The organism is Flavobacterium buctense, assembly GCF_014486695.1.
GTDB lineage: Bacteria > Bacteroidota > Bacteroidia > Flavobacteriales > Flavobacteriaceae > Flavobacterium > Flavobacterium buctense.
Window position 1 is genome coordinate 19,411 of record NZ_JACTAB010000007.1, and the last position, 25,994, is coordinate 45,404.

The 25,994-nt window shown below is 35.9% G+C and carries 30 protein-coding genes and 1 tRNA gene; 20 read left to right on the top strand and 11 right to left on the bottom strand.

The genetic code is table 11. The annotated features are described in order from the left end of the window. The first annotated feature begins 4 nt into the window (after positions 1 to 4). The 5 genes from ICG50_RS10670 (at position 5) to ICG50_RS10690 (ending at position 3,863) form a co-directional block, all read left to right on the top strand. Positions 5 to 1,417, top strand: a complete 1,413-nt coding sequence (locus ICG50_RS10670; protein ID WP_187660909.1) for an MBL fold metallo-hydrolase — start codon at positions 5 to 7, stop codon at positions 1,415 to 1,417. Positions 1,418 to 1,499: 82 nt separating this feature from the next. Beyond that, positions 1,500 to 2,249 (top strand): DUF4369 domain-containing protein, encoded by a 750-nt coding sequence (locus ICG50_RS10675; protein WP_187660910.1) that lies wholly within the window; start codon positions 1,500 to 1,502, stop codon positions 2,247 to 2,249. An 11-nt stretch (positions 2,250 to 2,260) separates the two neighbouring features. Further along, complete coding sequence (locus tag ICG50_RS10680; protein WP_341432466.1) at positions 2,261 to 2,671, top strand: peroxiredoxin family protein; 411 nt, start codon at positions 2,261 to 2,263, stop codon at positions 2,669 to 2,671. Between the two features lie 150 nt (positions 2,672 to 2,821). Continuing rightward, positions 2,822 to 2,903 (top strand) — tRNA-Tyr (locus ICG50_RS10685). 540 nt (positions 2,904 to 3,443) lie between these two features. Continuing rightward, on the top strand, positions 3,444 to 3,863 hold the full coding sequence (locus tag ICG50_RS10690; RefSeq protein ID WP_187660912.1) for a DUF2452 domain-containing protein: 420 nt from the start codon (positions 3,444 to 3,446) through the stop codon (positions 3,861 to 3,863). Here ICG50_RS10690 and ICG50_RS10695 read toward each other — a convergent pair. The 7 genes from ICG50_RS10695 to ICG50_RS10725 are packed head-to-tail and all read right to left on the bottom strand — an operon-like array spanning position 3,860 to position 9,977. Further along, positions 3,860 to 5,152 carry a DASH family cryptochrome gene (locus ICG50_RS10695; RefSeq protein ID WP_187660913.1) on the bottom strand — a complete coding sequence of 431 codons (1,293 nt, stop codon included), beginning with the start codon at positions 5,150 to 5,152 and terminating at the stop codon, positions 3,860 to 3,862. The two genes, ICG50_RS10690 and ICG50_RS10695, sit on opposite strands and share 4 nt — an antisense overlap. After that, positions 5,149 to 6,687, bottom strand: coding sequence for a cryptochrome/photolyase family protein (locus ICG50_RS10700; protein WP_187660914.1), 1,539 nt, complete (start codon positions 6,685 to 6,687; stop codon positions 5,149 to 5,151). The genes ICG50_RS10695 and ICG50_RS10700 overlap by 4 nt, the downstream gene beginning before the upstream one ends. A 2-nt stretch (positions 6,688 to 6,689) precedes the next feature. Further along, the gene (locus ICG50_RS10705; RefSeq protein ID WP_341432468.1) at positions 6,690 to 6,818 is read right to left on the bottom strand and encodes a DUF2256 domain-containing protein; all 129 of its coding nucleotides are present in this window, start codon (positions 6,816 to 6,818) and stop codon (positions 6,690 to 6,692) included. Continuing rightward, positions 6,814 to 7,548 carry a YqjF family protein gene (locus ICG50_RS10710; protein WP_187660916.1) on the bottom strand — a complete coding sequence of 245 codons (735 nt, stop codon included), beginning with the start codon at positions 7,546 to 7,548 and terminating at the stop codon, positions 6,814 to 6,816. Before ICG50_RS10710 ends, ICG50_RS10705 begins: the two co-directional genes overlap by 5 nt. Beyond that, on the bottom strand, positions 7,548 to 9,038 hold the full coding sequence (locus tag ICG50_RS10715; protein ID WP_187660917.1) for a cryptochrome/deoxyribodipyrimidine photo-lyase family protein: 1,491 nt from the start codon (positions 9,036 to 9,038) through the stop codon (positions 7,548 to 7,550). Before ICG50_RS10715 ends, ICG50_RS10710 begins: the two co-directional genes overlap by 1 nt. Continuing rightward, the gene (locus ICG50_RS10720; RefSeq protein ID WP_187660918.1) at positions 9,031 to 9,681 is read right to left on the bottom strand and encodes a flavin reductase family protein; all 651 of its coding nucleotides are present in this window, start codon (positions 9,679 to 9,681) and stop codon (positions 9,031 to 9,033) included. The genes ICG50_RS10715 and ICG50_RS10720 overlap by 8 nt, the downstream gene beginning before the upstream one ends. Beyond that, positions 9,678 to 9,977, bottom strand: coding sequence for a TIGR03643 family protein (locus ICG50_RS10725; RefSeq protein WP_187660919.1), 300 nt, complete (start codon positions 9,975 to 9,977; stop codon positions 9,678 to 9,680). Before ICG50_RS10725 ends, ICG50_RS10720 begins: the two co-directional genes overlap by 4 nt. Before the next feature lie 255 nt (positions 9,978 to 10,232). Between ICG50_RS10725 and ICG50_RS10730 the strand changes: the two genes are divergently transcribed. After that, on the top strand, positions 10,233 to 10,775 hold the full coding sequence (locus tag ICG50_RS10730) for a hypothetical protein (RefSeq protein WP_187660920.1): 543 nt from the start codon (positions 10,233 to 10,235) through the stop codon (positions 10,773 to 10,775). 73 nt (positions 10,776 to 10,848) lie between these two features. Here ICG50_RS10730 and ICG50_RS10735 read toward each other — a convergent pair whose 3' ends face one another. Next, positions 10,849 to 11,538: an SIMPL domain-containing protein gene (locus tag ICG50_RS10735; protein WP_187660921.1), complete on the bottom strand. Its 690-nt coding sequence runs from the start codon at positions 11,536 to 11,538 to the stop codon at positions 10,849 to 10,851. A gap of 47 nt (positions 11,539 to 11,585) precedes the next feature. Beyond that, positions 11,586 to 12,227: a rhomboid family intramembrane serine protease gene (locus ICG50_RS10740; protein WP_187660922.1), complete on the bottom strand. Its 642-nt coding sequence runs from the start codon at positions 12,225 to 12,227 to the stop codon at positions 11,586 to 11,588. Positions 12,228 to 12,328: 101 nt separating this feature from the next. Here ICG50_RS10740 and ICG50_RS10745 point away from each other — a divergent pair, with 101 nt between their 5' ends. Beyond that, positions 12,329 to 13,201, top strand: coding sequence for a lysophospholipid acyltransferase family protein (locus ICG50_RS10745; RefSeq protein ID WP_187660923.1), 873 nt, complete (start codon positions 12,329 to 12,331; stop codon positions 13,199 to 13,201). A gap of 21 nt (positions 13,202 to 13,222) precedes the next feature. Here ICG50_RS10745 and ICG50_RS10750 read toward each other — a convergent pair whose 3' ends face one another. Beyond that, the gene (locus ICG50_RS10750; RefSeq protein ID WP_187660924.1) at positions 13,223 to 14,710 is read right to left on the bottom strand and encodes an aminotransferase class V-fold PLP-dependent enzyme; all 1,488 of its coding nucleotides are present in this window, start codon (positions 14,708 to 14,710) and stop codon (positions 13,223 to 13,225) included. A 141-nt stretch (positions 14,711 to 14,851) separates the two neighbouring features. On the opposite strand from ICG50_RS10750, the gene ICG50_RS10755 reads away from it, so the two are divergent. From ICG50_RS10755 to ICG50_RS10810, 12 genes are all read left to right on the top strand, one after another. Then, complete coding sequence (locus ICG50_RS10755) at positions 14,852 to 15,664, top strand: hypothetical protein (protein WP_187660925.1); 813 nt, start codon at positions 14,852 to 14,854, stop codon at positions 15,662 to 15,664. A 4-nt stretch (positions 15,665 to 15,668) separates the two neighbouring features. Beyond that, positions 15,669 to 17,060, top strand: a complete 1,392-nt coding sequence (locus ICG50_RS10760) for a DUF1800 domain-containing protein (RefSeq protein WP_187660926.1) — start codon at positions 15,669 to 15,671, stop codon at positions 17,058 to 17,060. A 2-nt stretch (positions 17,061 to 17,062) separates the two neighbouring features. Further along, positions 17,063 to 18,229 (top strand): DUF1501 domain-containing protein, encoded by a 1,167-nt coding sequence (locus ICG50_RS10765; protein WP_187660927.1) that lies wholly within the window; start codon positions 17,063 to 17,065, stop codon positions 18,227 to 18,229. Between the two features lie 122 nt (positions 18,230 to 18,351). Continuing rightward, the gene (locus ICG50_RS10770) at positions 18,352 to 18,804 is read left to right on the top strand and encodes a hypothetical protein (protein ID WP_187660928.1); all 453 of its coding nucleotides are present in this window, start codon (positions 18,352 to 18,354) and stop codon (positions 18,802 to 18,804) included. A gap of 9 nt (positions 18,805 to 18,813) precedes the next feature. Continuing rightward, complete coding sequence (locus tag ICG50_RS10775) at positions 18,814 to 20,595, top strand: tetratricopeptide repeat-containing sensor histidine kinase (protein WP_187660929.1); 1,782 nt, start codon at positions 18,814 to 18,816, stop codon at positions 20,593 to 20,595. Continuing rightward, the gene (locus ICG50_RS10780; RefSeq protein ID WP_187660930.1) at positions 20,592 to 21,206 is read left to right on the top strand and encodes a response regulator transcription factor; all 615 of its coding nucleotides are present in this window, start codon (positions 20,592 to 20,594) and stop codon (positions 21,204 to 21,206) included. Before ICG50_RS10775 ends, ICG50_RS10780 begins: the two co-directional genes overlap by 4 nt. Before the next feature lie 218 nt (positions 21,207 to 21,424). Then, a complete protein-coding gene (locus tag ICG50_RS10785; protein ID WP_187660931.1) occupies positions 21,425 to 22,162 on the top strand; it encodes a hypothetical protein in 738 nt (245 codons plus the stop codon). A 42-nt stretch (positions 22,163 to 22,204) separates the two neighbouring features. Beyond that, positions 22,205 to 22,432, top strand: coding sequence for a hypothetical protein (locus ICG50_RS10790; RefSeq protein ID WP_187660932.1), 228 nt, complete (start codon positions 22,205 to 22,207; stop codon positions 22,430 to 22,432). Between the two features lie 232 nt (positions 22,433 to 22,664). Further along, on the top strand, positions 22,665 to 23,153 hold the full coding sequence (locus ICG50_RS10795; RefSeq protein ID WP_187660933.1) for a hypothetical protein: 489 nt from the start codon (positions 22,665 to 22,667) through the stop codon (positions 23,151 to 23,153). A gap of 470 nt (positions 23,154 to 23,623) precedes the next feature. After that, positions 23,624 to 24,175, top strand: a complete 552-nt coding sequence (locus ICG50_RS10800; RefSeq protein ID WP_187660934.1) for a DUF2975 domain-containing protein — start codon at positions 23,624 to 23,626, stop codon at positions 24,173 to 24,175. A 3-nt stretch (positions 24,176 to 24,178) separates the two neighbouring features. Further along, entirely contained in the window at positions 24,179 to 24,382 is a 204-nt protein-coding gene (locus ICG50_RS10805; RefSeq protein ID WP_176305395.1) for a helix-turn-helix domain-containing protein, read from the top strand. A 38-nt stretch (positions 24,383 to 24,420) separates the two neighbouring features. Then, a complete protein-coding gene (locus ICG50_RS10810) occupies positions 24,421 to 24,789 on the top strand; it encodes a VOC family protein (RefSeq protein WP_187660935.1) in 369 nt (122 codons plus the stop codon). A 1-nt stretch (position 24,790) separates the two neighbouring features. Here ICG50_RS10810 and ICG50_RS10815 read toward each other — a convergent pair whose 3' ends face one another. Continuing rightward, positions 24,791 to 25,519 carry a biotin--[acetyl-CoA-carboxylase] ligase gene (locus ICG50_RS10815; protein ID WP_187660936.1) on the bottom strand — a complete coding sequence of 243 codons (729 nt, stop codon included), beginning with the start codon at positions 25,517 to 25,519 and terminating at the stop codon, positions 24,791 to 24,793. A 92-nt stretch (positions 25,520 to 25,611) separates the two neighbouring features. Here ICG50_RS10815 and rsfS point away from each other — a divergent pair, with 92 nt between their 5' ends. Continuing rightward, positions 25,612 to 25,983 (top strand): ribosome silencing factor, encoded by a 372-nt coding sequence (gene rsfS / locus ICG50_RS10820; RefSeq protein ID WP_121314521.1) that lies wholly within the window; start codon positions 25,612 to 25,614, stop codon positions 25,981 to 25,983. Positions 25,984 to 25,994 lie beyond the last annotated feature (11 nt).

A 25,994-nucleotide genomic window follows, 5' to 3' on the forward strand; every position in this document is an offset into this window, starting at 1 on the left:
AACTATGAAAATCGAACAAATATATACCGGATGTATTGCTCAAGCGGCTTATTATCTTGAAAGTAATGGTGAAGCGGCTATTTTTGACCCATTGCGTGAAGTAAAACCCTATTTGGACAAAGCGGCTAAAGACAATGCTAAAATAAAATACATTTTTGAAACCCATTTTCACGCCGATTTTGTTTCGGGACATTTAGATTTAGCTCAAAAAAGCGGTGGCAAAATTGTTTATGGTCCAACAGCAGCGCCGGAGTTTGACGCAATAATCGCTGAAGACAATCAGGAATTTAAAGTTGGGCATTATACCATCAAAGTACTTCATACACCGGGACATACATTAGAAAGTACCTGTTATCTTTTGACCGACGAAAATGGAAAACAACACGGCATTATTACCGGAGACACTTTATTTATTGGTGATGTAGGTCGGCCAGATTTGGCACAAGCCTTAACAGAAGAATTGACCCAGGAGAAATTAGCTTCTTACCTTTTTGATTCGCTTCGAAATAAAATTATGCCTTTAAGTGATGATTTGATTGTTTACCCTAGTCATGGTGCCGGAAGTGCTTGTGGTAAAAACATGAGTAAAGAAACTACAGATACTTTAGGCAACCAAAAACGCACCAATTACGCTTTAAGAGCCGATATGAATAAGGAAGAATTCACTAAAGAATTGTTAGATGGTTTGGGACTTCCTCCTGCTTATTTTCCTCAAAATGTAATGATGAATATTAAAGGTTACGAAAGTTTAGATACAGTTATTGAAAAGAGTAATATCGGTCTTTCGCCAAAGGTATTTGAAGCTGTTGCCAATCAAGGTGATGTTGTTGTTTTAGATGTTCGTCATGAAAATGATTTCGTAAAAGCACATATTCCCAACTCGATTTTTATAGGGATTCAAGGTAATTTTGCGCCTTGGGTTGGTTCTTTATTAAAAGATGTCAATCAAAAACTATTGCTGGTTATTCCGGCAGGAAGAGAAGAAGAAACTATAACCCGATTATCCCGTGTTGGTTTCGACCAAGTATTAGGCTATTTGAAAGGCGGTATGGAAGCATGGGTAGAAGCCGGTTTTGAAACCGATAGTATTAAATCGATTTCACCTGAGGAATTTTCCGGACAATTAACCCCAAAAAGCATAGTAGTTGATGCCAGAAAACCCGGTGAATACGAAGCAGAGCATGTTGAAAACGCTTTAAATATTCCTTTAGACACCGTTAATGAAAGCTTCCAAAGCGTTCCAAAAGGAGCCGATTTCTTTTTGCATTGTGCCGGAGGTTATCGCTCTGTGATTATGGCTTCAATACTAAAATCAAGAGGCATTCACAATTTGATAAATGTGGAAAAAGGGATGAACGGTATAAAGCAAACCAAAGTTAATTGCACCCAATTTGTATGTCCGTCTACCAAAAAATAATTAAAGAAAAAAAATAAAAAATTCACTATATCCTATTGCAATTTAAATACATTTGCAATCGTTAAAAATTTAAACCAAAAAAATGAAAAAAATAATTCTTTTACTAGCCGTAGCCGTTCTTTCATTCGCTTGTAATAACTTGGCTGAAGGTGAATACATCATCACAGGAAATATTAAAGGCATGAAAACAGGCTTAATATTCCTGGAGAAACAAAGTCCAATGGGTATGGGATACATGGCTATTGACACTGTAAAAATAGAAGATGGAAAATTTGAAATTAAAGGAAAATCGGATGAACCTGAAATTCATTTCATCCAAATTGATAAAGTTAAAGGCAAACTTCCTTTAATACTTGAAGGTGGCGAAATTGCAATAGAAGTTGACAAAGACAGTTTATTCAAATCGAAACTAAAGGGAACATACAGCAATGAAGAGTTTACCAAATTCAATGAAGAATCCAATAAGCTTCAAAAAGGAATGCAAAAGAAAATGAAAGCCTTTGAAGTAAAAAACAAAGCGCTTATTGAACAAGTGGAAAAAACCAAAGACACAGCCATAGCTAACCGACTAAGAGCTGAATATGAACCCCTACAAAAAGAGGCTCAAAAGACTATGGAAGAATTCACTTTTGCTTACCCAAAAACACATCCAAAATCGTTTATCAGTGTATTAATTGTACAAATGATGATGAATAATCCAAAGTATACTCCAAAAGAAATTGAAGGCCTATACAATTCATTGGATGAATCTTTGAAAAAAACTAAACCGGGAAAAAGCATCAAAGAAAACATTGATGCCTTAAAAAAAAAGCCAGCGATAAGTCAGCCATAAGCCTTAACCAAATTGCACCCGATTTTAAAGCCCCAAATCCTGAAGGAAAGTTGGTTTCTTTAAATGAGAGTTTAGGTAAAGTAACGTTAATTGATTTTTGGGCTTCTTGGTGTCCACCATGCAGAACTGCCAATCCGAAATTAGTTGCTTTGTTTAACGAGTTTCACAGTAAAGGTTTCAATATCATTAGTGTTTCGCTTGACAAAGAGGCCGACAAATGGAAAAACGCTATAGCTAAAGACAAGTTGACCTGGACACAAGTTTCAAACTTAAAGGAAATGGAAGATCCTATTGCAGTGCAATACGGAATTGAATTAATTCCGACTACTTTTTTATTAGATTCTTCAGGAAGAATTATTGGAATCGATTTACCTCATGAGGAAATGAAAGCCAAAATCAAAGCGCTTTTGGGAACCAAATAAGACTTTTTGATCATTACATACAAAAATCTCCTTAGGGAGATTTTTTTATTGCTTTTAAAACCAATAGCTTAAAAAAAGTTGCACAATTAAGTTCCGATTTTATTTGTGAAGCTCAAAAGTGTTTTTATATTTGCAATCGCTAAAGGCCATGGGGAGATACTCAAGCGGCCAACGAGGGCGGACTGTAAATCCGCTGATTACATCTTCGCAGGTTCGAATCCTGCTCTCCCCACAAGAAAAACCGAAACTTATGTTTCGGTTTTTTTTATTTTGTGGTTACGTCAAATGCTTGCTTTTGAAAGTAACTTCAAAGTAAAAAAACAAACAGGGCGACTTAGCCGTGATTTAGTTTTTCTTGTACCTATTTAATCCTAATAGGATGTTGCATGGCAAAATCCTGCTCTCCCCACAAAAAAAACCGAAACATAAGTTTCGGTTTTTTTATTTTGTGGTTACGTCAAATACTTGCTTTTGAAAGTAACTTCAAAAAAACACCACCATAAAATTTTACAAAAAAGAAAAGGTAGAAAATAGCTAACAACTAAAAGAATAGTAAAATAAGCAACCTATTTAAAATACTATGTACCTCTGCAAAAATAGTATTGAAAGAAAGAATGAACCTATCGAAGATATCGATTAAGATTTAATAGTATAAAACTATTTTAGCGTAATTTTATATACGGTTTTACTAATGAAAAACAATTTTCATTTGTGATCATTATTTGCTAATAATAGTATAATTCAGACCTTAATTAATAGACAAAATCAAAAGATGGGAAAACAAAAACCTGATAATGTAGTTTATTCAGAAAAAGAAGGATATCACGCTAACATATTGCCTTTCGCAACCAATGTTGGTGCCCCTGTTATTAAAATTGATGATGTCGTTGCATGGAAAAGCAGAGGAATTCATAATGTAAACAAAGAGTTTGAAAGTAAGTTTAATGAATTAAAAACGGCTTATCAAAGTTTAATAGAAGAATACCAATGGAATGAGTTAGTCTATAATGCAAAGTTTTCATTTGAGCCAGTAATTGGGGAAATTTATCATATGTATTTAGGCGATGATGGAAAACAATTTTTATCACTAATATCACCGCAAGAATGGAACAAAGAGTTCATAGCCTCTTTCAGACTCAACAGTGATAAAAAATGGTTATTGATAGACAAACAAAGCCTAAGTTTCATTTAATATTTTAACCACAAATCCCTAAAGGTTTTATTCTTATCATAATCGATAGCCTGCTTTTCAATATTGAAATAGCGATTGCCACGAGGATCATTTCCAACACCGGCCAAATAAGCCCAATTACCCCAATTACTGCAAACATCATAATCGATAAGCTGTTGCTCAAAATAACTCGCACCATATCGCCAATCGAGCTTTAAATCGTTACAAAAATAACTCGCCACATTTTGACGACCTCTATTACTCATAAAACCTGTTAATTGTAGCTCAATCATATTAGCATCCACAAAATCAACTCCGGTTTTACCGTTAACCCAGTCTTCAAGTAATTTTATATCGAATTGATTTATCGTCAAGTCTTTATTTTGAATGCCTGATTTTAGAAATATTTTATTTTGATGTTTCTTCATCATAAACCTAAAATAATCTCGCCATAACAATTCAAATACTAACCAATACGTTGATTCGTTAGCTCCAAATTGGGATTCATATTTTTTTAGTTCCAAATAAATAAACCTGGGCGAAATACAACCCAAAGCCAACCAAGCAGAAAACTTAGAAGAATAATCGGCACCTACCATACCGTTTCGGGTTTCTTTGTAGATTGAAATGGCTTTTGATTCAAAAAAATAATAGTTCAGCCTTCTTAGCGCTTCCGACTCACCTCCTTTAAATTGGATTGCCGCTCTATTGTCTATTGCCACCTCGTGTATACCTAAAGCTTCTATTGTTGGCAAAATTACTGGTGCAATTTCAGGGGAATTTACAACCATCGGTTTGTCAAAAGATTTTCTGATGATGGCATCCTTCTCCGTTTTCTTTCTAAAATTGGTAAACACCTCCGGAATGTCTTTGATGGAAAAAGGCAAATCTTCGGCATGGTACAAAGTACTGGTGCTAAATGTCAGTAATTCACAATGGTGTTTCCAAAGTTCAGCCTGAACCAAGGCCTCGGTTTGCTTTTCTTCATAAGCTACTTCTCGCTTAGCGTACACTCGTTGGGCTTTAAACTGCTTGACAACCTGTGGAATTTCTATTTCTGGTTTTCCCTTTAAAATTAGCAATCCTGAACCTAACTCTCGTAAACTTTTATCTAAATCGATTAAGGATTCTAATAAGAATTGGATTCTGAAACTACCGGTTTTTTTAAAACCATATCTGGTCGTTTCAAAATGGGATTCGTCAAAACAATACACCGGAATTACAGCATCATTTTGTGCAATTGCTTTGACCAAGGTTTCGTTATCAATTAATCGTAAATCTGTTTTAAACCAAACTATAGCAGTTTTCATAATTCATTGAGGTGTTTTAAATAATAATCGGCTTGTTGTAATAACGCGGTTTTATCTTCCGGCTTCATTTTACGCCAAACATTGTACATCATACCAATCCTTGGGTTCTTGGCCAATTGGTCTTCGTGACGGTCATAAAAATTCCAGTACAAACTATTAAAAGGACAAGCTTTATCGCCTACTTTCTTAGCCTTGTTGTAAAAACAACTACCGCAGTAATGACTCATTTTATCTATATAAGCAGCCGAACTCACATAAGGTTTGGTACCCACTATACCGCCATCGGCAAACTGACTCATGCCGCGGGTATTGGTAATTTCAACCCAATCAATAGCGTCAATATAAATCCCCAGGTACCAAGCATCGACTTCATCCGGATGGATCCCGACCAAAAGTGCAAAATTCCCGGTGACCATTAATCGTTGAATATGATGGGCATAGGCATAGTGAAGTGATTGGTTAATGGCGTCTTTAAGACAATTCATTTTTGTTTTTCCGGTCCAAAACCAATGCGGTAACTTTTCCTGATGGTTGAAAAAATTCATTGTAGCATATTCAGGCATTTTCAACCAATAGATGCCTCGCATGTATTCGCGCCAACCAATGATTTGCCGAACAAAGCCTTCCAATTGATTGTACTCGATACGTTCCGGCTTATCTTTCCATTCCATAATAGCCCGTTGGATTACCTCTAAAGGCGATATCATCTTAGTATTCATCGAAAAAGATAATCTTGAATGATAAAGCGACCATTCATTGGGTGACATAGCGTCTTGGTACGAGCCAAATAGCGGCAAACATTCAGCAACAAAAAACTCGAGTAATTCCAGTGATTGAGTTCTATTAATTGGCCAAATAAAATTAGTAGCATCAATAGTTCCAATGGTTTTTATATTCGTTTTAGCCATCTCATTGACTATCTCTGAAACATCCGTATTGAACACCAAAGGATCAATAGGCTTATGCGTTTTGGGCAACTTTTTTCGATTGTCACCATCATAATTCCATTGGCCTGTAGTAGGATTATTGCCTTCCATTAGAATTTGGTGTTTTTTACGCATGGCGCGGTAAAAACTCTCCATCAAAAATGACTTTTTACCTTCAAAAAAATCGCCTAACTCATTTCGAGCAGCAAAAAAATGCTCAGTATCGAATACTTGAACGGGAATTAAAAGTTGGTTCGCAAATTCCTTGAGCATTATATCAAGGCGATATTCATCCGGCAGTTGATACTCAAAATGGGTGTAATTATCCCTTTCAAGGATAACATTTAAGTTAGCCTCAAAAGATTGCAAATTAGATTTATCGGTTAATTTCAGATAAATAACTTTATGTTTTTGAACTTGTAAATTATCTGCAAAATGGCGCATAGCGGCAAAGAAACCCGCTACTTTTTGAACATGATGCTGCGCATAATCGGTTTCGGTACGCACTTCCATCATTACATAAGTCACCGCATCATCGATCATAGAAAACCATGAGTGTTGGCTGTTTAATTGATCGCCTAAAATCAATCTTAAAATCTTAGTTGCCATAATTATTTATTCATTCTGCATTTATCACTGCAATATTTTACCTCATCCCAAACCTTTTCCCATTTCTTTCTCCAAGAAAAAGGTCGATGGCAAACCAGGCAAACTTTAGAAGGTAAGTGCTGTTTTTTAATTCCTTTCATAACCAAATTTTAATCGGTTTCTTTTCCATTCAATCTTAACCGCTGACCCATCGGCCACGAAGACAGCCTTGGGTTGGGTATGGTTCAATACTGAAAAATCGTTTCCATACATTGTTGAAAAATCACAATTTATGGCGTGATTGGTAACCGGAAAGACCTTCCATCTCGGGTGCTGCAAACGGTATTCTTCAGTAGCATTTTCGTTTACTTTAGTATAACCGTAATAATGTTGGTAGATAAATTCTTCAAAAGAATTAGGCTCCATGTCCTTAGATTTTGTCTCGGTTTCAACGAAAATACTGTTCCACTTTTTATTCAAAAGCCACTCGAATTGCAATTGTTGTGTTGATTCAAATTTGCTAAAAAAATGCTTGGTAGGAACTACGGTATAATGTTCTTTGTACAACCAATTGGCTACCCAAGCCACTAAGGGATAAGGGATAGTTTCATTGATAAAAACAACGCCTCTTTTAACAAAATACCCTTCTTCTCTCTTGACATAAAACCGCAAATTGATTTCTTCAAAAGTGCCAAAGCGTGGAATGGGAATATTAAATATTTTGGTTTTTTTAAACATAAAACCTACCAAACTTATATAGGCCTTACCGTCGAATAAGTCGATTGTAACTCCTTTAGGTAAAAATGGGCGGAGAATCTCAGGATCAATTTCGTAATTGACCATGATGATATTTTCCCAATTAGCTTTTAAAAATATGGCCATTATTGACTTTTGTTTTTGAATTTTCGATTTGGATTGTTTACATGTTTCTTTAGAATCTTTTTACCCTCATGCTTGACCTCTTCTTTTTTTCTGAAACCCCAAATGATGTCACTGGCATATTTTCGAGTAGCTTCGAGGTCAACAATGGGGAACGGATAATCTTTACCCATTTTGCATTCGTATAGTTGTTGGTCAATCAAACTTAATTTCCAAGGTTCATGAATTAAATGAGGCGGAATATTGCCCAATTCCGGCAACCATCGTTTTATAAATATAGCCTCGGTATCGTGATCTTCAGAATTCTTTACCGGATTGTAAATTCTTACCGTATTAATTCCGGTAACACCAGCTTGCATTTGCAATTGGGGATAATGAATCCCAGGTTCATAATCTAAAAACTGTCGGGCTAAAAAATGCAATTCCCGCCAATCTTGCCAAAGGTTAAACACAAAAAAAGACACGACCATAGCGCGCATTCTAAAGTTGATGTAACCGGTTTCGACCAAACATCGCATACAGGCATCAACAATTGGAACACCTGTTTTGCCTTCTTGCCAAGCTTTGATATAAGATTCATTCTTAGGTTTTGCTATACCATCAAATGCGCGATTGATATTTTCAAACTCCATTCGGCATTCGCTTTCAAACTTTTGAATAAAATGACAATGCCAATGTAATCTGGAAATAAAATTGGACAACGCTCTTTTATTTTCAGATTGATTATAATGCTGCATTGTATATTGATAAACCATTCGCATACTGATATTGCCGTAAGCCAAATAAGGTGACAATCGGCTACAACCTTTCCGACTTAAATTGGGTTTGGAAATATGCTTGCTATAGTTGACATAACGCACTTTGATAAAACTATCCAAATATCTCCATGCCCAATACTCTCCACCTTGCTGAAAATTAGTATTTCTTAGGGTTATTGCTGCCGGCAGATCTTCCCCTTTTATGGCATCATATATAGTGTTATTTAAAGTTAAAAAAACGCCTTTTTCAATAGCTACTAATTTGGGTTCACTACTCATGGTTTGGCGCCATTTTTCCTCCCATTGGCTACGATTTTTAAGCTTCCTAATTACACCATTGGTTTGAAACTCTTGCCAGACGATTTTATTTTTATCAAAAAAATGCTGCATGGTTATGTCTCGGTCAAACGTGAGTCGGTTTCCGGTTTCCTGATGTGAGTAAACTGTTTTTATCTGATAATTAGAGGATAATGCTTCGAAAACAGCAATGGATTCTTGATGAAAAACATACAATTGAGCCGAAACTTTATTCAAATTATTTTGCAAGTCTTTTAATGATTCATAAACAAAACGCCAATGTCTTGCATCGGTATCCTCATGAGTCATTACAGTAGGTTCAAAACAATACAACAACAAAGTAGGTACTTCTTGTTGAAGCGCCATAAATAAGGGTTCATGATCGATTAGTCTCAAATCCCTTTTGAACCATACAATATTGATTTCTTTCTTATTCAACTGCAAGGATTGAAGTAACTTCTTTATCGGGTTTGGCGTAACTCAAGCGGTCTAATCGGATCGTCTTATGATAACTGTCTAAACCGGAACAAGTGATGGTGTTGGCTTTTTCTAAATCAATAAACCCATCTTTAGACAAACAATCTTCCGGAACATGAATTTCAATAATCTCACCAATAATCATAGTGGTATTATTTATGGATATATCTACTTTTTCCTTAAACGCTACACCTAACTGAATGGCGCTTTCTTTTACAAATGGTGAAGGAAAATTGCTTTTAAATTCGGGTGTTAAACCAACGGCTTCAAATTCAGAAACCTCAATATCATACCTAGCCGATGTTTGATGAGCTTGTTTGTAAATGTCTTCGTTGATATGATTTAAAGTATAAAAACCGGTACTGATAATGTTTCTCAAGGTATCACGCTCGGGTGGACTTGGTCTGAAAATCATGGCTACCAGCGGTGGATTAGCGCCCAAATGAAAAATAGAACTGAAAATAGCCAGATTATTGGTGCCTATTTCACTTCTGGTTCCAACCAATGAAACACTTTTGAAACCGCCCAAACCATTAATAAGATGTACTCTAACTTGCTTATCTAAAAGTGCTATCTCATTTGAATTTATACAAGCTCTTTTCATCTTCTTTTTGAGATTTTATTATTAGAAATGGCACGTTGTAAATTGCATTTGAAACGATCTATTCCTTCTACTCGTTTTGCGGCATGCTTGGTTTTACAACTTTCCACTCTTTCACGCCACAATTTATAACTGCTGAACTTCAATTCTTTTTTCATCAGCGCTTTTACCTCAGCTTCTGACAAGTTAAACTGGAATTGTATGGCATCAAAAGGAGTTCGGTCTTCCCAAGCCATTTCAATAATGCGATCAATATCAATTTCTGACAGGCTATTTTTTTCTTTTCTTGACAAAATCATTTTTAAAATTGTTTAACTATAAATCAATAAAGTTAAACAAAGATATTCAATTGTTACCAAACTAAGTGTTAATTTAAGTTTGTTTTAATAGATTGTCCATAAAACAATAGTGCAACTATAAAATTATTGAGTTTAAAAAAACTAACCTATTTTGCTATTCAATTGCAACTGAGTCCAAAACTAAGAATACAAGTATTTTTTTTGTTGAAGATATAATCAAAAAAAGTATCTTTGGTTTTCTAAAAAGTATGCTTTATGAAATCAAATTTAATTTTCAGTTCACTTATAGTAGTTTCCTTGGCGTTTGTTTCTTGTAAAAAAGAAGAGGAAGCCGCTACAACTACAGATGAAACTCCTAAAGAAATAATAATGCCGAGAGTGCAATCTATTCCGGCACAAAATTATACCCAACAACCTACGACTCAAAATGCCGCTCCCGGTCAAAACCAACCGGTAACAGCAAGTCAAACCATTACACCGAACCAAATGCCGGTTACTACAAAAAAAGGAATGAATCCGCCTCACGGTCAACCAGGACATCGTTGTGATATTGCAGTTGGTGCACCTTTAAGTTCTCCTCCGGGAAATAACCAAGCCAAAGCCGGAAGTGCTATTACCCAACAAATTGACCCAAGTAAGTTTACGACGCAAACCCAAACTTCCCAACCCTCTGCTACGCCGGCTATATTGAGTTCGGATGGTGCTGCTACGACTACAACAGCTCCGGGCATGAATCCGCCTCACGGACAAGAAGGACATCAATGTGGTATTGCAGTTGGCGCACCTTTACCGAAATAAAAACAAATCATTTCATAAAAAAATCCCATCTCTTAATTGAAATGGGATTTTTTACTTTTTAAGACTTTGTTCTTTATTCTAAAGCAAAGGTCACGGTAACATTGGTACTGATTTCAATTTCACCTATCGCTAAAGTTTCTCTTGGCATAGCTTCAGCAGCCATGGCCATCATTCCGCCTTTATACATAGGCTGTGGTACGTATACACTTGAATTGTCTGTAATCAACAATGCTTTGCCTATTTTTTGTCCTAACACTGAAACATAATCCGAAGCTTTTTGTTTGGCATTGAGCATTGCTTTCTTTCTGGCTTCTTTTTCATAGTCTTCCATTTTAGAGGACTTGAATTCAACACCATCAATCGAATTCACTCCGGCATCAGTCAACCCCATCATGATATCATCGTATTTTGATAAATCCTTTAAGGTAATACTCAATGTTTGATTGGCTTGAAAATTATATTTCTTCTTTTCGTAGTCATAACTCTTACCTAAACTAACGTTATTGGTTTTATAATCTGTAGCAGGAATTCCGCTTTTCTTTAAAAACTTGATCACTTTATCAACTACTTCATCATTCATTGTTTTTACTTCTTTGGCATCTTTGCCTGAGTTTTGAAAACCAACAGTGATCACTGCTTGATCCGGAATTATTTTAATTTTTCCTTCTCCGGTTACTGTAATTTGAGGTACTTGGGCTTTTTGTTCTTGCGCATTCGCAATACCTGTAACTACTAGGGCTAAAATTAAGATTGCATTTCTCATATTGTTTTATTTTAATTGTATCTGTCTAATTCCAAAAGTTGTGCCAATTATAATTTTCCCATTTTAGCCATAACAAAAAGTATAATGATGGGAATTGCCAATAAAATGACCATTAACAAGCTTTCTTGAAATAAACTCGGTTCTTTTAATAAAGTAATGGCGTATCCTCCGATAGCACCACCAAAATGCGCGGTATGACCAATGTTGTCATTCTTGGTTCTCATTCCGTATATAGAATAAAGCAAATAGACAATTCCGAAAATATAAGCCGGCATTGGAATTATACCAAAAATACCAATCGTCATATCGGGGTAAAGTAAAATAGCAGAATAAATAATTCCGGTTACTGCACCGGAAGCACCCACTGCCCTATAATTATATTCATTACCGTGAAAAACCATAGTTAATAAGCTGCCGAAAACCAAACTTCCGGCATAAATCAATAAAAAAGTGGTATTTCCTAATGATTCAAAAACTACCGGTGCAAAAGAATACAATGCTATCATATTGAAAGCCAAATGAAACACATCGGCATGAAGAAAAGCGGAAGAAATCATTCTAAACTGCTCTCCGGCACGAATACTGCCTACATGAAACTGGAATTTTCTAAAGAAATATTCATCATTAAATCCTTTAATACTGATAAGAACATTGGCTAAAATTATGCCTAATAAGAAAAAATTATCCATTCAAATATATTTCTGTAAAAATAATAATACTTCCGTAGGTTTTGTTAATGTTATCCGTTTAAAATCACATTTAACTTTATATTTGCATAAAATTCACTAGCATGCAGTTTATTGTTTTTATACTCCTTTATCCTTTCCTTTGGTTTATCTCTGTTTTACCATTCCGACTTCTATATGCAGTTTCCGATGTTATCTATCTTTTGATCTATTATGTTATTGGATACCGCAGAAAAATTGTTCGTCAAAACATTCAATTAGCCCTGCCGCATTTGTCTAAAAAAGACCAAATAACCATTGAAAAAAAATCTTATCGTCACATGTGTGACATGTTTTTAGAGATGATTAAAACGATGACCATTTCTGAAAAGGAAATAGATAAGCGATTTGTTTTTACTAACTTGGAAGTACTGACCAACATGGAGCAGAAAGGAAAAAGCATTGCCGTAATGATGGCTCACTATGCCAGTTATGAATGGGCTATTTCCCTAAATAAATTCAGTAAACTAACCAGCTACGCTATTTATAAAAAAATTGCCAACAGGCATTTTGATAAGTTGGTCAAAGACATTCGACTCAAATTTAAAGCGATTTTAATTACAACTCGTGAAACCATTCCAACCATTGAGAAAAATTACCGCGAAAACCATTTAGGCCTTTATGGTTTTGCCAGCGATCAATCTCCGCAATTGAGTAAAACTCACCATTGGGGTACTTTTATGGGAATTGAAACTCCTGTCCATACCGGTGCAGAAATGTTGGCCAAACGTTTTGATATGAATGTTATATTTCTAAAGGTAAAAAAAGTAAAACGTGGTTACTATCAAGCAACATTTGAATTGATGTTTGACCAACCAACAGCGGTACCGAATTATGAAATATCCGATGAGTTTTTAAGGCGTGTAGAGAAACAAATCTACGAAGCACCGGAATATTATTTGTGGACACACAAACGTTGGAAACACAAGAAAAAATAGTATTCAGCTAGCAGTGTTCAGTTATTTAGCATTAAACCAAGATTTAACCATGGCTAATTCTGAATGTTTTGCGTTTTTGTGAATGAACTCGTTGGTTTTTGAGTTGTATTCATAATCTTTCGCCCAAACTGCATGGTTTTGTGCCAATGCTTTAATGCTTTCGCAAACAAATTGTATCTCTTCTGAAGTAGTGGTTGGATGAATCGACATCCTAATCCATCCCGGTTTTTTGATTAAATCTCCCGAGGTAATTTGGCACACCAAATCATGAGAAGTTTCTTGGTCAACGTGCAATAAGAAATGTCCATAAGTTCCGGCACAACTGCAACCTCCACGGGTTTGAATACCAAATCTGTCATTCAATAATTTTACACCCAAATTAAAATGCAAATCATCAATATAAAACGAAATCACCCCTAAACGGTCTTGGTGTTGGTTGGCCAAAATGTGTATGTTTTCTATCGAATTCAATTCGGAAAAAATATAGGCTACAATTTCATGTTCGCGCTCTAAGATATTCTTAACGCCCATTTGCTCCTTCAACTGAATCGCCAAAGCAGTTTTAATCACCTGAAGAAATCCCGGAGTTCCGCCATCTTCTCTGTCTTCAATATTGTCTATGTATTTGTGTTCACCCCAAGGATTCGTCCAAGATACGGTTCCACCACCCGGACAATCGGGTACATTGTTTTTGTATAAATTTTTGTTGAAAATCAACACCCCCGAAGTTCCCGGTCCACCCAAAAATTTGTGAGGCGAAAAGAAAATAGCGTCTAAATAACTTTCGTTATCGGGATGCATGTTTATCTCAACATACGGCCCTGAACAAGCAAAATCTACAAAGCAAACACCATTGTTTTGATGCATCAATTTGGCTACTTCATGATATGGAGTTCTGATTCCCGTTACATTGGAACAAGAGGTTATGGAAGCAATTTTAAAACTTCTTTCTTTATATTGCTCAAGTAATTGTTTGAATTCATTCATACACAACAAACCCTCTTCATTCGCAGGAATTACCACTACATCGGCAATGGTTTCTAACCAAGAAGTTTGGTTCGAATGGTGTTCCATGTGAGAAATAAATACAATGGGTTTTATAGCTTTAGGAATTTCCGTAAATGCTTTAAGATTCTCAGGCAATTTCAAGCCTAAAATTCTTTGAAACTTGTTTACCACGCCAGTCATTCCGGTGCCGTCATTAATCAACACATCATTATCGTTGGCATTAACATGCTTTTTGATAATGTGTCGGGCTTCATGATAAGCCATAGTCATTGCAGTTCCTGAAATAGTGGTTTCAGTATGGGTATTGGCCACAAAAGGACCAAATTGATTCATCAATTTTTCCTCAATTGGTCGATACAATCTTCCGCTGGCCGTCCAATCTGTATAAATGATTTTCTTTTTCCCGAAAGGCGATTCAAACTCTTGGTCAATTCCAATAATATTTTGACGGAATTGTTGAAAATACTGCTCTAAAGCCGTTTGGGTATCTGTGGTAATCATAATGCAACTATTTGAGTTCAAAGATACATTATTTTTAATTTTAGGTCAAAAAAAATACTGTTTGTTGATAAATTCACAATATTACCAAAGGGTTTAAACCTTAACTTTGGGGATAAGTCTTATTTAGAAATTCCTTTAAATATGAAAAAATACATATCACTACTGTTGGTTATACTAGGTATAACCTCAGGTTTTAGTCAAGAAGACAATCGTCCGGTAAATACCGGGGATGATTTTAGTTTAGAAGGTGCTTTAGCGCTATTTAAAAAAGCCAATTCCCTAGAAGAATTTGAAAAATTTCTTAACGAAGAAAACAGTGTTAACAATCTCGACCTCAACAACGATGACGATATTGATTACATTCTTGTAGAAGACATCAAAGAAGGTGATTCTCATGTTATTGTCCTGAGCACTTATCTTGACGAAAAAGAGAAACAAGACATTGCCACCATAAGCATCGAAAAAACAGGGGAAAATAAAGCTTTACTTCAAATTGAAGGTGACAAAGATTTATATCCCGAAAACACCATCATCGAACCCATTGATGAAAAAGAAACCATAAAAAGTTCAAAAGGCGGACCTAATGTTCCTGAAATTGATTTTCAAATAGTTTCGGTGAATGTATGGCTTTGGCCAAGTGTACGCTTTTTATATGCTCCAAATTATGTAGTTTGGGTATCGCCATACCGTTGGAGAAACTATCCTCGTTGGTGGAAACCTTGGCGACCAATTTCCCATCCGGTATTTTATGCGCATTGCGCACCACATCGCGTTTATTATCGTCCGGTTACTACTCGTAGAGTTGTTGTAGCCCGAAATACGTATACTTCGAGAAGACATTCCTCTACTTTAGTAGTGCACAATCGTAGGGGAACTACAGTAATTCACAAAAACAAAAGAGGCAATGTAAAAGCCGTTAAAGTAAGAAGAACTCCGGTAAGAGGAAGAAGATAAAATTATGAATAAGAACACACTTTGGTCATTGCGCTTAGGCTTCTCGGGAAAGCAAAGTAAACTTATTGAGAATATGGGTTTACCAAAGTTTATAGGAGAATCCTTTGCAGCAAAAATTGACAAAAGTCTGCCTTCCTTTTTGGATAACAGCCCGAAATCTATTCAGGAATTAAGAGCCAAAAGACAATCGCTCCAAAGCAAACCTCAAGAGGAAGTCAAAGAAATGCTCAAAGCTGAACTCCAAGTTTCCCAGGAAATGAAAGCTTGGTGGTTGAACAAAATGATCGAAGAGGAGTTTCCACTACGCGAAAAAATGACTTGCTTTTGGCACAACCATTTTGTTTCAACGTTCCAAAAGGTAAAAGTCAATCATTGGGTTTTTCAGCACAATCAAATCTTGCGTGAAAATGCTTTCGGCAACTTTAAATCGGTAACCAAACAAATCATCCAAACCAATGCCATGGTTCGTTATTTGGATAATGTAGACAATCGTAGTGACAAAATTAACGAAAACCTGAGCCGAGAATTATTAGAACTCTTTACACTCGGCATCGGAAATTACACCGAAGACGATATAAAAAATGGTGCCAAAGGTTTGGCCGGCTTAAACCTGGGAGAAGAACAAGCCATTTATCGAAAGTTACTCGAAAACAACGATACCATTACTTATTTCGGCAAAACCGGAAAATTCAAGGCCAATGAAATGGTAGATATCATTTTTGAACAAAAAGCAGTGCCTTATTTGCTGACGCGAAAAATCCTAAAATGGTTTATTTATGACAATCCATCGGAAGAATTGGTACAATATTATGGAGATTATTTCCGAAAAGTAGATTTTGAAATCAAGCCATTGCTAACCAAAATCTTCACCGAAGAATTCGCCAAAGACAATGCCGGAAGCAAAATCAAAGATCCGTTGGTTTATATTCTTCAATTGATACACGAACTGAAAGTTGAAGAATTGAATCCGAAACTGCTTGCTTTTTTCCTGAAACAACAAGGCATGGATTTGTTCAATCAACCTAATGTCAAAGGTTGGAATGGCGGAAAAGAATGGATGACTTCTCAAATCTATTTGCAACGCAACAATGCCGCCGATTTGCTTTGTAACGGTAAAAGCTTAAGTCGAAGAAAACAATTCACCGACGATGAAATGATTAACGAAAGTGTATACCAATTGGTGAAAGTAAAACTCCATTGGAACAAAACCGGCAACAACAAAACCATCATAGCTGAACTGTCCGACAGATTAATATTTCAGACGGATGAAAATTTACAGAAAGAATTTGAAACCATTTTAAAATATGATTTCAATCCCAAGGCAGAAAATGCCGATGATGCCGTATTGCGATTGTTCAATGCCATAGTAAAAACACCAGAATACCAATTGATATAGCCATGAACAGAAGAAACTTTTTATCCTTAACAGGTACATTTACAGGCGGTGCATTGTTGTTACCCGATTTTCTTCACGCTTTTGGCAATCAGTCGAACTTGGTAATTGGCGAACATTGTTTGGTCTTTATTCAGTTGAATGGTGGTAACGATGGTTTAAACACTTTTATTCCTTTCGACAATCCATTATATTATGATTTGCGTGCCAAAATTGCGTTGTCCAAAGACACCATCATCAGTAAAAACAAAGGCATGGCTTTTCATCCTGCGTTAAAAGATTTTGCAGGAATACAACAAAACGGCGATTTGAGCATCATTCAAAACGTAGGTTATCCCGAACCAAATCGGTCTCATTTTCGAAGTCAGGAAATTTGGCAAACCGCCTCTGGCTCGAACCAATACATAAATGATGGTTGGCTCGGACGTTATCTCGATTTGCAATGCCAAGACCACCAACCTACTGCCGGCGTAAATTTGGATTCCATAGATAATCTAGCCCTAAAAGGCAATGAACCTAATTTTATCACCGTAAAAGATCCCAATCGTTTCAAAATTAGAACCGATAATGACGACACGGTAAAACTTTCCGACAATCCGCAATTGGATTTTGTTCGTAAGATTGCCAACTCGGTTTCCGAAGGTTCGGAGGAGATTCAAAAAGCGATTGCAAAATCAACTGCCGAAATGAGTTATCCTAAAACCAATTTAGGCAAAAACTTAGAATGGATTGCCCGATTGATTAAAGGCAATTTGAACTCCAAAGTATATTACACTTCTCAAAATGGTTACGATACCCATGACAATCAATTGACTATTCACCAACGCAATTTAACGGAATTGAACGATGCGGTATTTAGCTTTTATTCGGATTTAAAGAATGCTAAATTATTGCAAAATGTTACCATCGTAGTCTTCTCTGAATTTGGTCGAAGAGTAAAAGACAACGGCAACGGAACCGACCACGGAACCGCTGCTCCAATGTTTATCATTGGCGGTAATAACAAGGGCAATATCATGGGAAACAACCCTAACTTAAATGATTTGGACAATGGCGATTTAAAATATGAAATCGACTTCAGAAGTATTTATGCGACGTTGTTGCAAAGCAAAATGGATTTTGATTATAAAAAGATTGGTATAACCAATACTCCTATCAAAGGACTATTTTAATTTTCGTTGCCTTTTGTACTATTTATTGGTCAAAATTATGTTAAAAATAGACTTTAAGACGTTTACTTTTACAAATAAATTTCTCACCTTTGGGATAACGAACCAAAAAACAGAAACTCGACATGAAAGTCTACGAATCAACAGGCACTTTTAACCCAAGTGACGAAACTTTTTCTATTACCATTCAAACGACTAAAATCAGTCCGGATGAATTCTACATCAGTCAATACTACAACATCAGCAATGCAAGTCGATATGCTATAGTAGGTATTTTGCAAACTGTTGATAAAAACGACACCGATTTCTCTAATTATCCGGCCGATAGCCAACTCGTTCTTGAAGATGTTTCTTTTAGTACATTAGATACTTCTTATTTAGCACCCGGTGATAAAGACATTTATGACATTACTACCAGAGATCAAATTACCGTATACATCCACCACGGAATTGGTTTTGACCCAACCACCAATTCCGACGACAATAAGTACATAGAAAACTACAAAGACGGTATTTATGTACACTTAGCCGGTGGGTCACCTCCGGGAACTGGTGCGCCAGGTGGCTTAAATGGCTAAATATTCATTATGTTTAAATCAATTCCATTCAAATCTATTTTCATAGTACTATTTCTTTTTAGTACTTTGATAGCTATTGCCCAAAACGCAGCATTAAAACAATTTGATTCTGAATTTGACCAACTTGACTTTAACACTCGTATGGCCGAATTAAAAAAGTTCAAACCAAATGAGTTGTCTATAAAAGACAGAGCGCTTTTTGAACATTTATCCGGTAAAACCCAATATTTAAACAGTTCAGGTGTCGGAGCAGTAGAACATTTTGTAAAGGCGAAAGAATTATACCTTCAGGTCAAAGATTTTGACAAAGTAGCGGAGTTGTTAGTAACATTGGCCGAACAAAAAAGTCTTAGTGATTATGTTTATGCCGATTATAAACCTTTGCTAGATGAAGCCATTATTTATGCTGAAAAAAGTAAAAATCCCGATTTACTGTGTAAAACCTATAAACAGATTGGAAAAAGCATATATAAATTAGAACCTCAAAAAGCGATTAATTATTTTCAAAAAGCTATATCCATTGCAAAAAAAAACAATCTTTACGTTCATGAAATTAAGATTAATGGCAACATTGGCGTCACCTATTTTGAAGTACTAAATGATTTAAAAAAAGCACACTATTATCATAATCTATCTTTAGAATTAAGTAAAAAACACAATCATCAAGAAGGTATAGCATATGCCTTTGTCAATTTTGCAGCCATCTTTCGAAAAGAAAAAAATTACGAAGCTGCTGTAAAGTATTACCTCATGGCTCTAGAATTAAAATTTGACAATTACAGAGCTAATGTTGACCTCATTGTACTTGGATATATTTCGGATACTTACAAAGAGATGAAGAATTATGAAAAAGCATTTGAATATCTCGACAAGAAAAAAGCACTTGAGAAAGAATTGAGTGATCAACAAGAAAACAAAATCATTCGCGACATCAATACCAAATACGAAACCCAAAAAAAAGAACTCGAAAACAAAACCCTTAAAATCAAGGACCAACAAAACAAAATGATACTCTATGCTTTTGTCGGGTTATTCATTATTGTAGTCATCGTCGCCTATTTCAGAATCAGCAATATCAATAAAAAGAAAAAAATTGCAGAACAAGAAAAGTTTATCGAAACCCAAAAGCTCGAAAATGTCCTCAAAGACCAAGAGCTTCTTGAAATAGATAAAATGCTGGAAGGCCAAGAAAAAGAAAGACTAAAATTAGCCAATGATTTGCACGACAACTTAGGCAGTATTTTAGCCACTTTGCGACTCAATTTCCAAAACTTATACCAACAAAAAGTAGGCATCAATCAAGAAGAACAGGAAATGTTTGCCAAAACCGATGATTTAATTGAAGAAGCTTACCAAAAAGTTCGAGGTATGGCACATGCCAAAAACGCCGGCGTAATCGGTAGCGAAGGCTTAGTACCGGCAGTACAAAATATTGCCAAAAAAGTCGCGATACCGAATAAACTGAAAGTACAAGTGATTCCATTTGGCATGACCAAAAGACTGGATAACGCACTCGAAGTCACACTCTTCCGAATGATTCAAGAAATCTTAACCAACACCATCAAACACGCTGAAGCTAGCGAAATCAGCATTAGTTTGACCCAAGACGATGACAGCATCAACATTTTAATCGAAGACAATGGCAAAGGTTTTAACCCAAAAACCATCGACAAAAAAGAAGGCATGGGTTTAAGCAACATCGAAAAGAAAGCCGAACAACTCAACGGCACTTTCAGCATAGACAGTTTTGAAGGAAAAGGAACCACCATCATTATAGACATCCCCATATGATAAAGCTTATTATTGCCGAAGATCATCAAGCTCTGATTGACGGAATGAAATCATTCTTGAAAAACGAGAGCGACATCGAAATCGTAGGTCATGCCAATGACGGCTTGGTCTTAATAGATATTGTACGCCAACTAAAACCTAATGTGGTCATCACCGATATCCGCATGCCCAAATGTGACGGTATCATCGCCACCAAAACCATCAAAGCCGAATTGCCCAATACCAAAGTTATCGCCTTCAGCATGTTTGACCACGATGATGCTATTTCGCAAATGAAGGAAGCCGGTGCTTCGGGTTATATCATGAAAAACGCTTCGTTGCAAACCGTTTTAGAGGCAATCAGAGCGGTAAATGAAGGATACTCGTATTTTGTCAACGAAGCTGAAAACGAATACGAAACTCCCAAAAACGAACTGGTGTTCAGCTCCCGCGAAAAAGAAATTCTTCAATTAATTGCCGAAGGAAAATCGTCCCAAGAAATTGCAGATATCCTCTTTATAGAAAAATCTACTGTCGATTCCCACCGTAAAAACATGTCAAAAAAAATAAAAATTATTGGCAAAACCGATTTAACCAAATTCGCTTTAGAGCGAAAATACGACTATTTGTAGTAATTTTACCCAAGAATCATGATAAAAAATCCCCATTGATGGGGATTTTTTTTTTGGTTTTGTTTTCCGACTTTTATTTCCTCTAAGAAATTAATTTTTTAATTTTTAGTTGGTTAGTAAAAACCCTGCCCGTACAAACAAAATTATAAGTGGTATTTGATTAGTTATAGTAAGGGCAGGTTTTTTTTACATAAAGTAAAATCCAATTAAACGAATACATGCCAAAAAGAAACTTCAACCCCAATCTGGTGATTTCCTATCACCGTATGCGCCAATCCATTGGTTGGCTCGGATTAGCACTGCCTTTCATCCTACTTACAGGCAATTATATTATAAATGAATACGAATTACTCAATAACGAACACCTTCTAATGACACAATGTAACACCTATACTGCCGGTCATTCTTTTAAACCTTCTATTAGTCATTATTACTATACGACTGTTGGTGAGTTGTTTACCGGTACACTTTGGGCAGTGGCTTTATTTATGTTTAGCTACCGAGGATACCCGCAACGCGATGAAGAAATCATTCCGTCAGACAGTTTCATGACCAACTTAGCCGGAATTTGTGCTTTGGGAGTAGCAATATTCCCTACCTCATCCGACTATTGCCTTACCGACAATGTTCGCAATTACATTAGTAGCGAAACCATAGGAGCAGTGCATTATATTTTTGCAGGGTTCTTTTTCATCACCTTAGCACTCATCTCTATTTTTAATTTCAGACGTACGGCCAACGTAGCTGATTTTGGCAAAATGCCCTCGCACAATTTTTATAAATACTGTGGAATCATAATGTTGGTTTGTATTGCCCTAATTGTAATTTATTCGGTTTGGATAGAAGAGAACTATCCTATGTGGAAAGCATACAATATTACTTTCATTTTAGAAGCTATAGCGCTGGTAGCCTTTGGATTTTCTTGGCTTAAAAAAGGAAGAGTAGACAGTAATTAATACTAAAACATAATAATTCATAATTTTTAAAAAAAAGAAGTCATGTGTTGGAACAATGTTGAAACCCAGTGTAAAATGGTTTATGATACACCATTTATTCGTGCCGAGAAACCCCTCGACCGTAAGTTTATCATACAAATCATCGCTGAGGAATTCCCCGATTTTCCTCGTGTACGTATTGCAGCTACAGTTGACCGCTGCCTAAAAATATTCCCCGCGCCGGTGGAACGTCAAAAGTTGTTGCATTTTGTGCAAACCAGCTTGCGATAAACCGGCACTCTATACCTACCGCTCCGCCCTCTTCCATTTTGAGACTTTGAAAGAGGGTTTTGGAGCGAAATGATTACCCTAAAACAACACAACCACTTTTACCAAAAGAAGAAGCTCAAAAGTAGTTTCTTACTAGTGAAAAGTGGTTTTTTTGTATATTAGCTCGGAGAATAAGAAAATATATAACCTATCAACACGTTGTGACCAATTTTCACAACTTAGATCTAAAAAATTGGAAAAGAAAATAATAATACGTTTAGTTATATTCAATTTTATTCTTGCAAGCTTAATTACTCTTGACTTATTTATACCCGGTAAAGAAAGTTCTGTAAAAGAATTAGATTCGTTCTATTCAAAGTTAACACATACTGGCGGAAATAACAATCCTACTCATGAATTGCGGCATATTGTTGAATTGTCAAATGGAGAGTCATATCGGATTGCTCAATACCCTGAAAAAGAATATAAGAAAGGTCAAAAATTAAAAACAGTCAAGTCTATAATATTTAGTAATGTGAATGAAATAATAGTAAAAGACAATAATTGGGAAAAAATACATGTTGGACTATTTTCTAACGGAACTATTATTTCTTTGTTTGTAGGTTCAATATTAGTTTCACTTATAAATTTATATGCTAGAAATAAAGGTTTGAATATAGCTTTGATTGCGTCGACCATGTTTTTGGTAATAATACTTTTTCTTTACATTACTTATTACTAAAAACATCTGGTAACAGTAGTTTGTGATAATTGCGAGACTTGGGATTTTTCCCGAGTTTTCTTCAATAATTCAAATAAACACCTGCAATGTCTGAATAGACACCTGTCAACTCCGAAATACAACCTGCAACGTTCGAAAAGACTCCTTCAACTTCTGAATTCAAACTTGCCAACTTCGAAAAGGCTCCTGCCAACTCCGAAAAGACACCTACAACTTCCGAAAAGCGGTCAACAAACTCCGAAAAGGCATCACGAACTTCTAAACACAGAAAATAAAGCCGGGAAAAATGGTAAAACCCATCCAATAAAGTAAAATCCGAAAGCTATTCTTACTCTTACCAACTACACTTGAAACCAAAAAAAAAAAAAACGATTTACAGCAAATATTTATTAAAAAAAAATACATATTTATTGTTTATCAATAAATAATTGTATTATATTTGCCTTGTTAAACTTTAAAAATGCGCTCTTATGGAAATTAAAATTAGTACCGCTCAAATCCTCAAACTCTTGTACATCTTTTCATGGATCATCTTTATCGGCTTGTGTATTGAAGCCGGAGGTTTTCTATTTAATTCGGTATTAGCGTTAGTTAGACCCGATAACATTGGTGTTTTTTGGCATCAAATCGATTTGACCCAACTCTACAAGCACGACGTTAATCAGTACTTTGTGATTACGTTTTACATCAGTATCATCGCCGTCATGAAAGCACTAATCTTCTACCTGATTGTAAAAATATTGCACGATAAAAAACTAAACCTGTTACAGCCTTTCAACCCTGAAGTACGCCGGTTCATCTTTAACCTTTGTTACTTGACTTTAGGAATCGGTTTGTTCACCCACTTTGGAGTTACCCATGCGCAGTGGCTCTACAAACAAAACGTTACAATGCCCGACATTTACCATCTTCGTTTAGCCGGCGGTGATGTATGGCTGTTCATGAGTGTTACGCTGTATGTAATCGCCCAAATTTTCAAAAGAGGCATCGAAATCCAAAACGAAAACGATCTAACAATATAAACTATGGCTATAATTGTAAACCTAGATGTGATGATGGCCAAAAGAAAGATGTCGTTGAACGAACTTTCCGAAAAGGTTGATTTAACCTTGTCCAATTTGTCTATCCTAAAAACCGGCAAAGCCAAAGCCATTCGTTTCAGCACACTTGAAGCGATTTGCAAAGCCTTAGACTGTCAACCCGGAGATATTTTAGAATACACCGACTAACTATTTTCATATATTTGAAATCAATAGAAAACTAACAAATGGAACACAAAGCCTTATCCATTCGCCCTTTCATTGGTGCCAAGAACTATGAAGTCTCAAGAAGCTTTTACCGCGACTTAGGCTTTGAAGAAGTTGTTTTGTCACACAACATGTGCTTATTCAAAACAGCAACAATTGGTTTTTACCTGCAAGACGCTTATGTCAATGATTGGATAGACAATACGATGGTGTTTATGGAAGTAGAAAATGTGGAGCAGTTTTATAAGCAATTAGTAGCTCTAGATTTGCCTTCAAAATACGAAAGTGTTCGGGTTGTTCCCATTCGGGAATTAGATTGGGGAAGCGAATGTTTTGTTCATGATCCTTCCGGGGTTTTATGGCATTTTGGCGAGTTCGTAAAGAAATAAACTAATACAACAACTTCACCTCTTTCAATTCGTAATACGCTACATTATCATCATTTAACAGCACCGCCAATTTACCATCACGGGTCACGCATTTAATAATGCCCATAAATCGGTCGCCATTGGGGAACTCAAAAGCAGAAGGTTTGTCTTTTTTGAATAACAAATCGTTGTAATGCGCCCAAGCTTCATCAGCTCTTTCAGGAAATAGTATCAAGTGTAATTTTAGTGATTTGATAAAACTTTTCGCCATTTCGTCCAAGTCATAATTTTTTCCGGTAATGTTGGTCAGTGAATTGGCTTGTGGTAAATGCTCAAAATCGGTTTGGTTTAAGTTCAACCCAAAACCAACAACCGAAGTAAAACTGCCATCAGATTTTAAGGTGTTTTCGATTAGTATGCCACCTACTTTCTTATTCTCTGCCATAATGTCGTTGGGCCATTTGACATTAACTTTCACTATACCATTCATAGTCAAAACACCTACAGCAGCCAATGCTACCGCAATATTAAAATCATAAATAGAGATCATATCCTGCGGAACATCCTTAACCAAAACACTGATAGTTAGATTTTTACCGGATTCGCTCACCCATTCAGAACCCATTTGACCTCTGCCTTTTGTTTGTTCAAAAGCCATCACCGCAGTATAGTTTTCCAACCACTTTTCTTTGGCCAATTGCTTTAAATAGTCATTGGTCGAATCTATGGCATCGAGTTTGATTATAGGCATGATAGAAATAAAATTGGTGGTAATTTTAAACTTTTGTTAAGCAAAAATAAGGACAAAAAGTAATACCTTTGCCAAATACACATAAATACTAGATGACGAAAAAAGCAATTAACACTGATGTACTCTTAGCGAGTATCATCAAAGGCATTGAAGAAGTAAAAGGAAATGATATTGAAATACTCGATTTAAGAGCTATAGACACCGCAGTTTGTGATTATTTTATCATTTGCAACGGGAACTCCAATACCCAAGTTAACGCGATTGTTAACTCTATCCAAAAATTAGTTTCAAAAGAATTAAAAGACAAACCATGGCACGTAGAAGGTACGGACAATGGCGAGTGGGTTTTAATGGATTATGTTGACATCGTCGTACATGTTTTCCAAAAACAAATCCGTGAATTCTACAATATAGAAGGATTATGGGGCGATGCCCAAATTACTACCATTCCAAGTAACTATTAAAAATTGCGCTA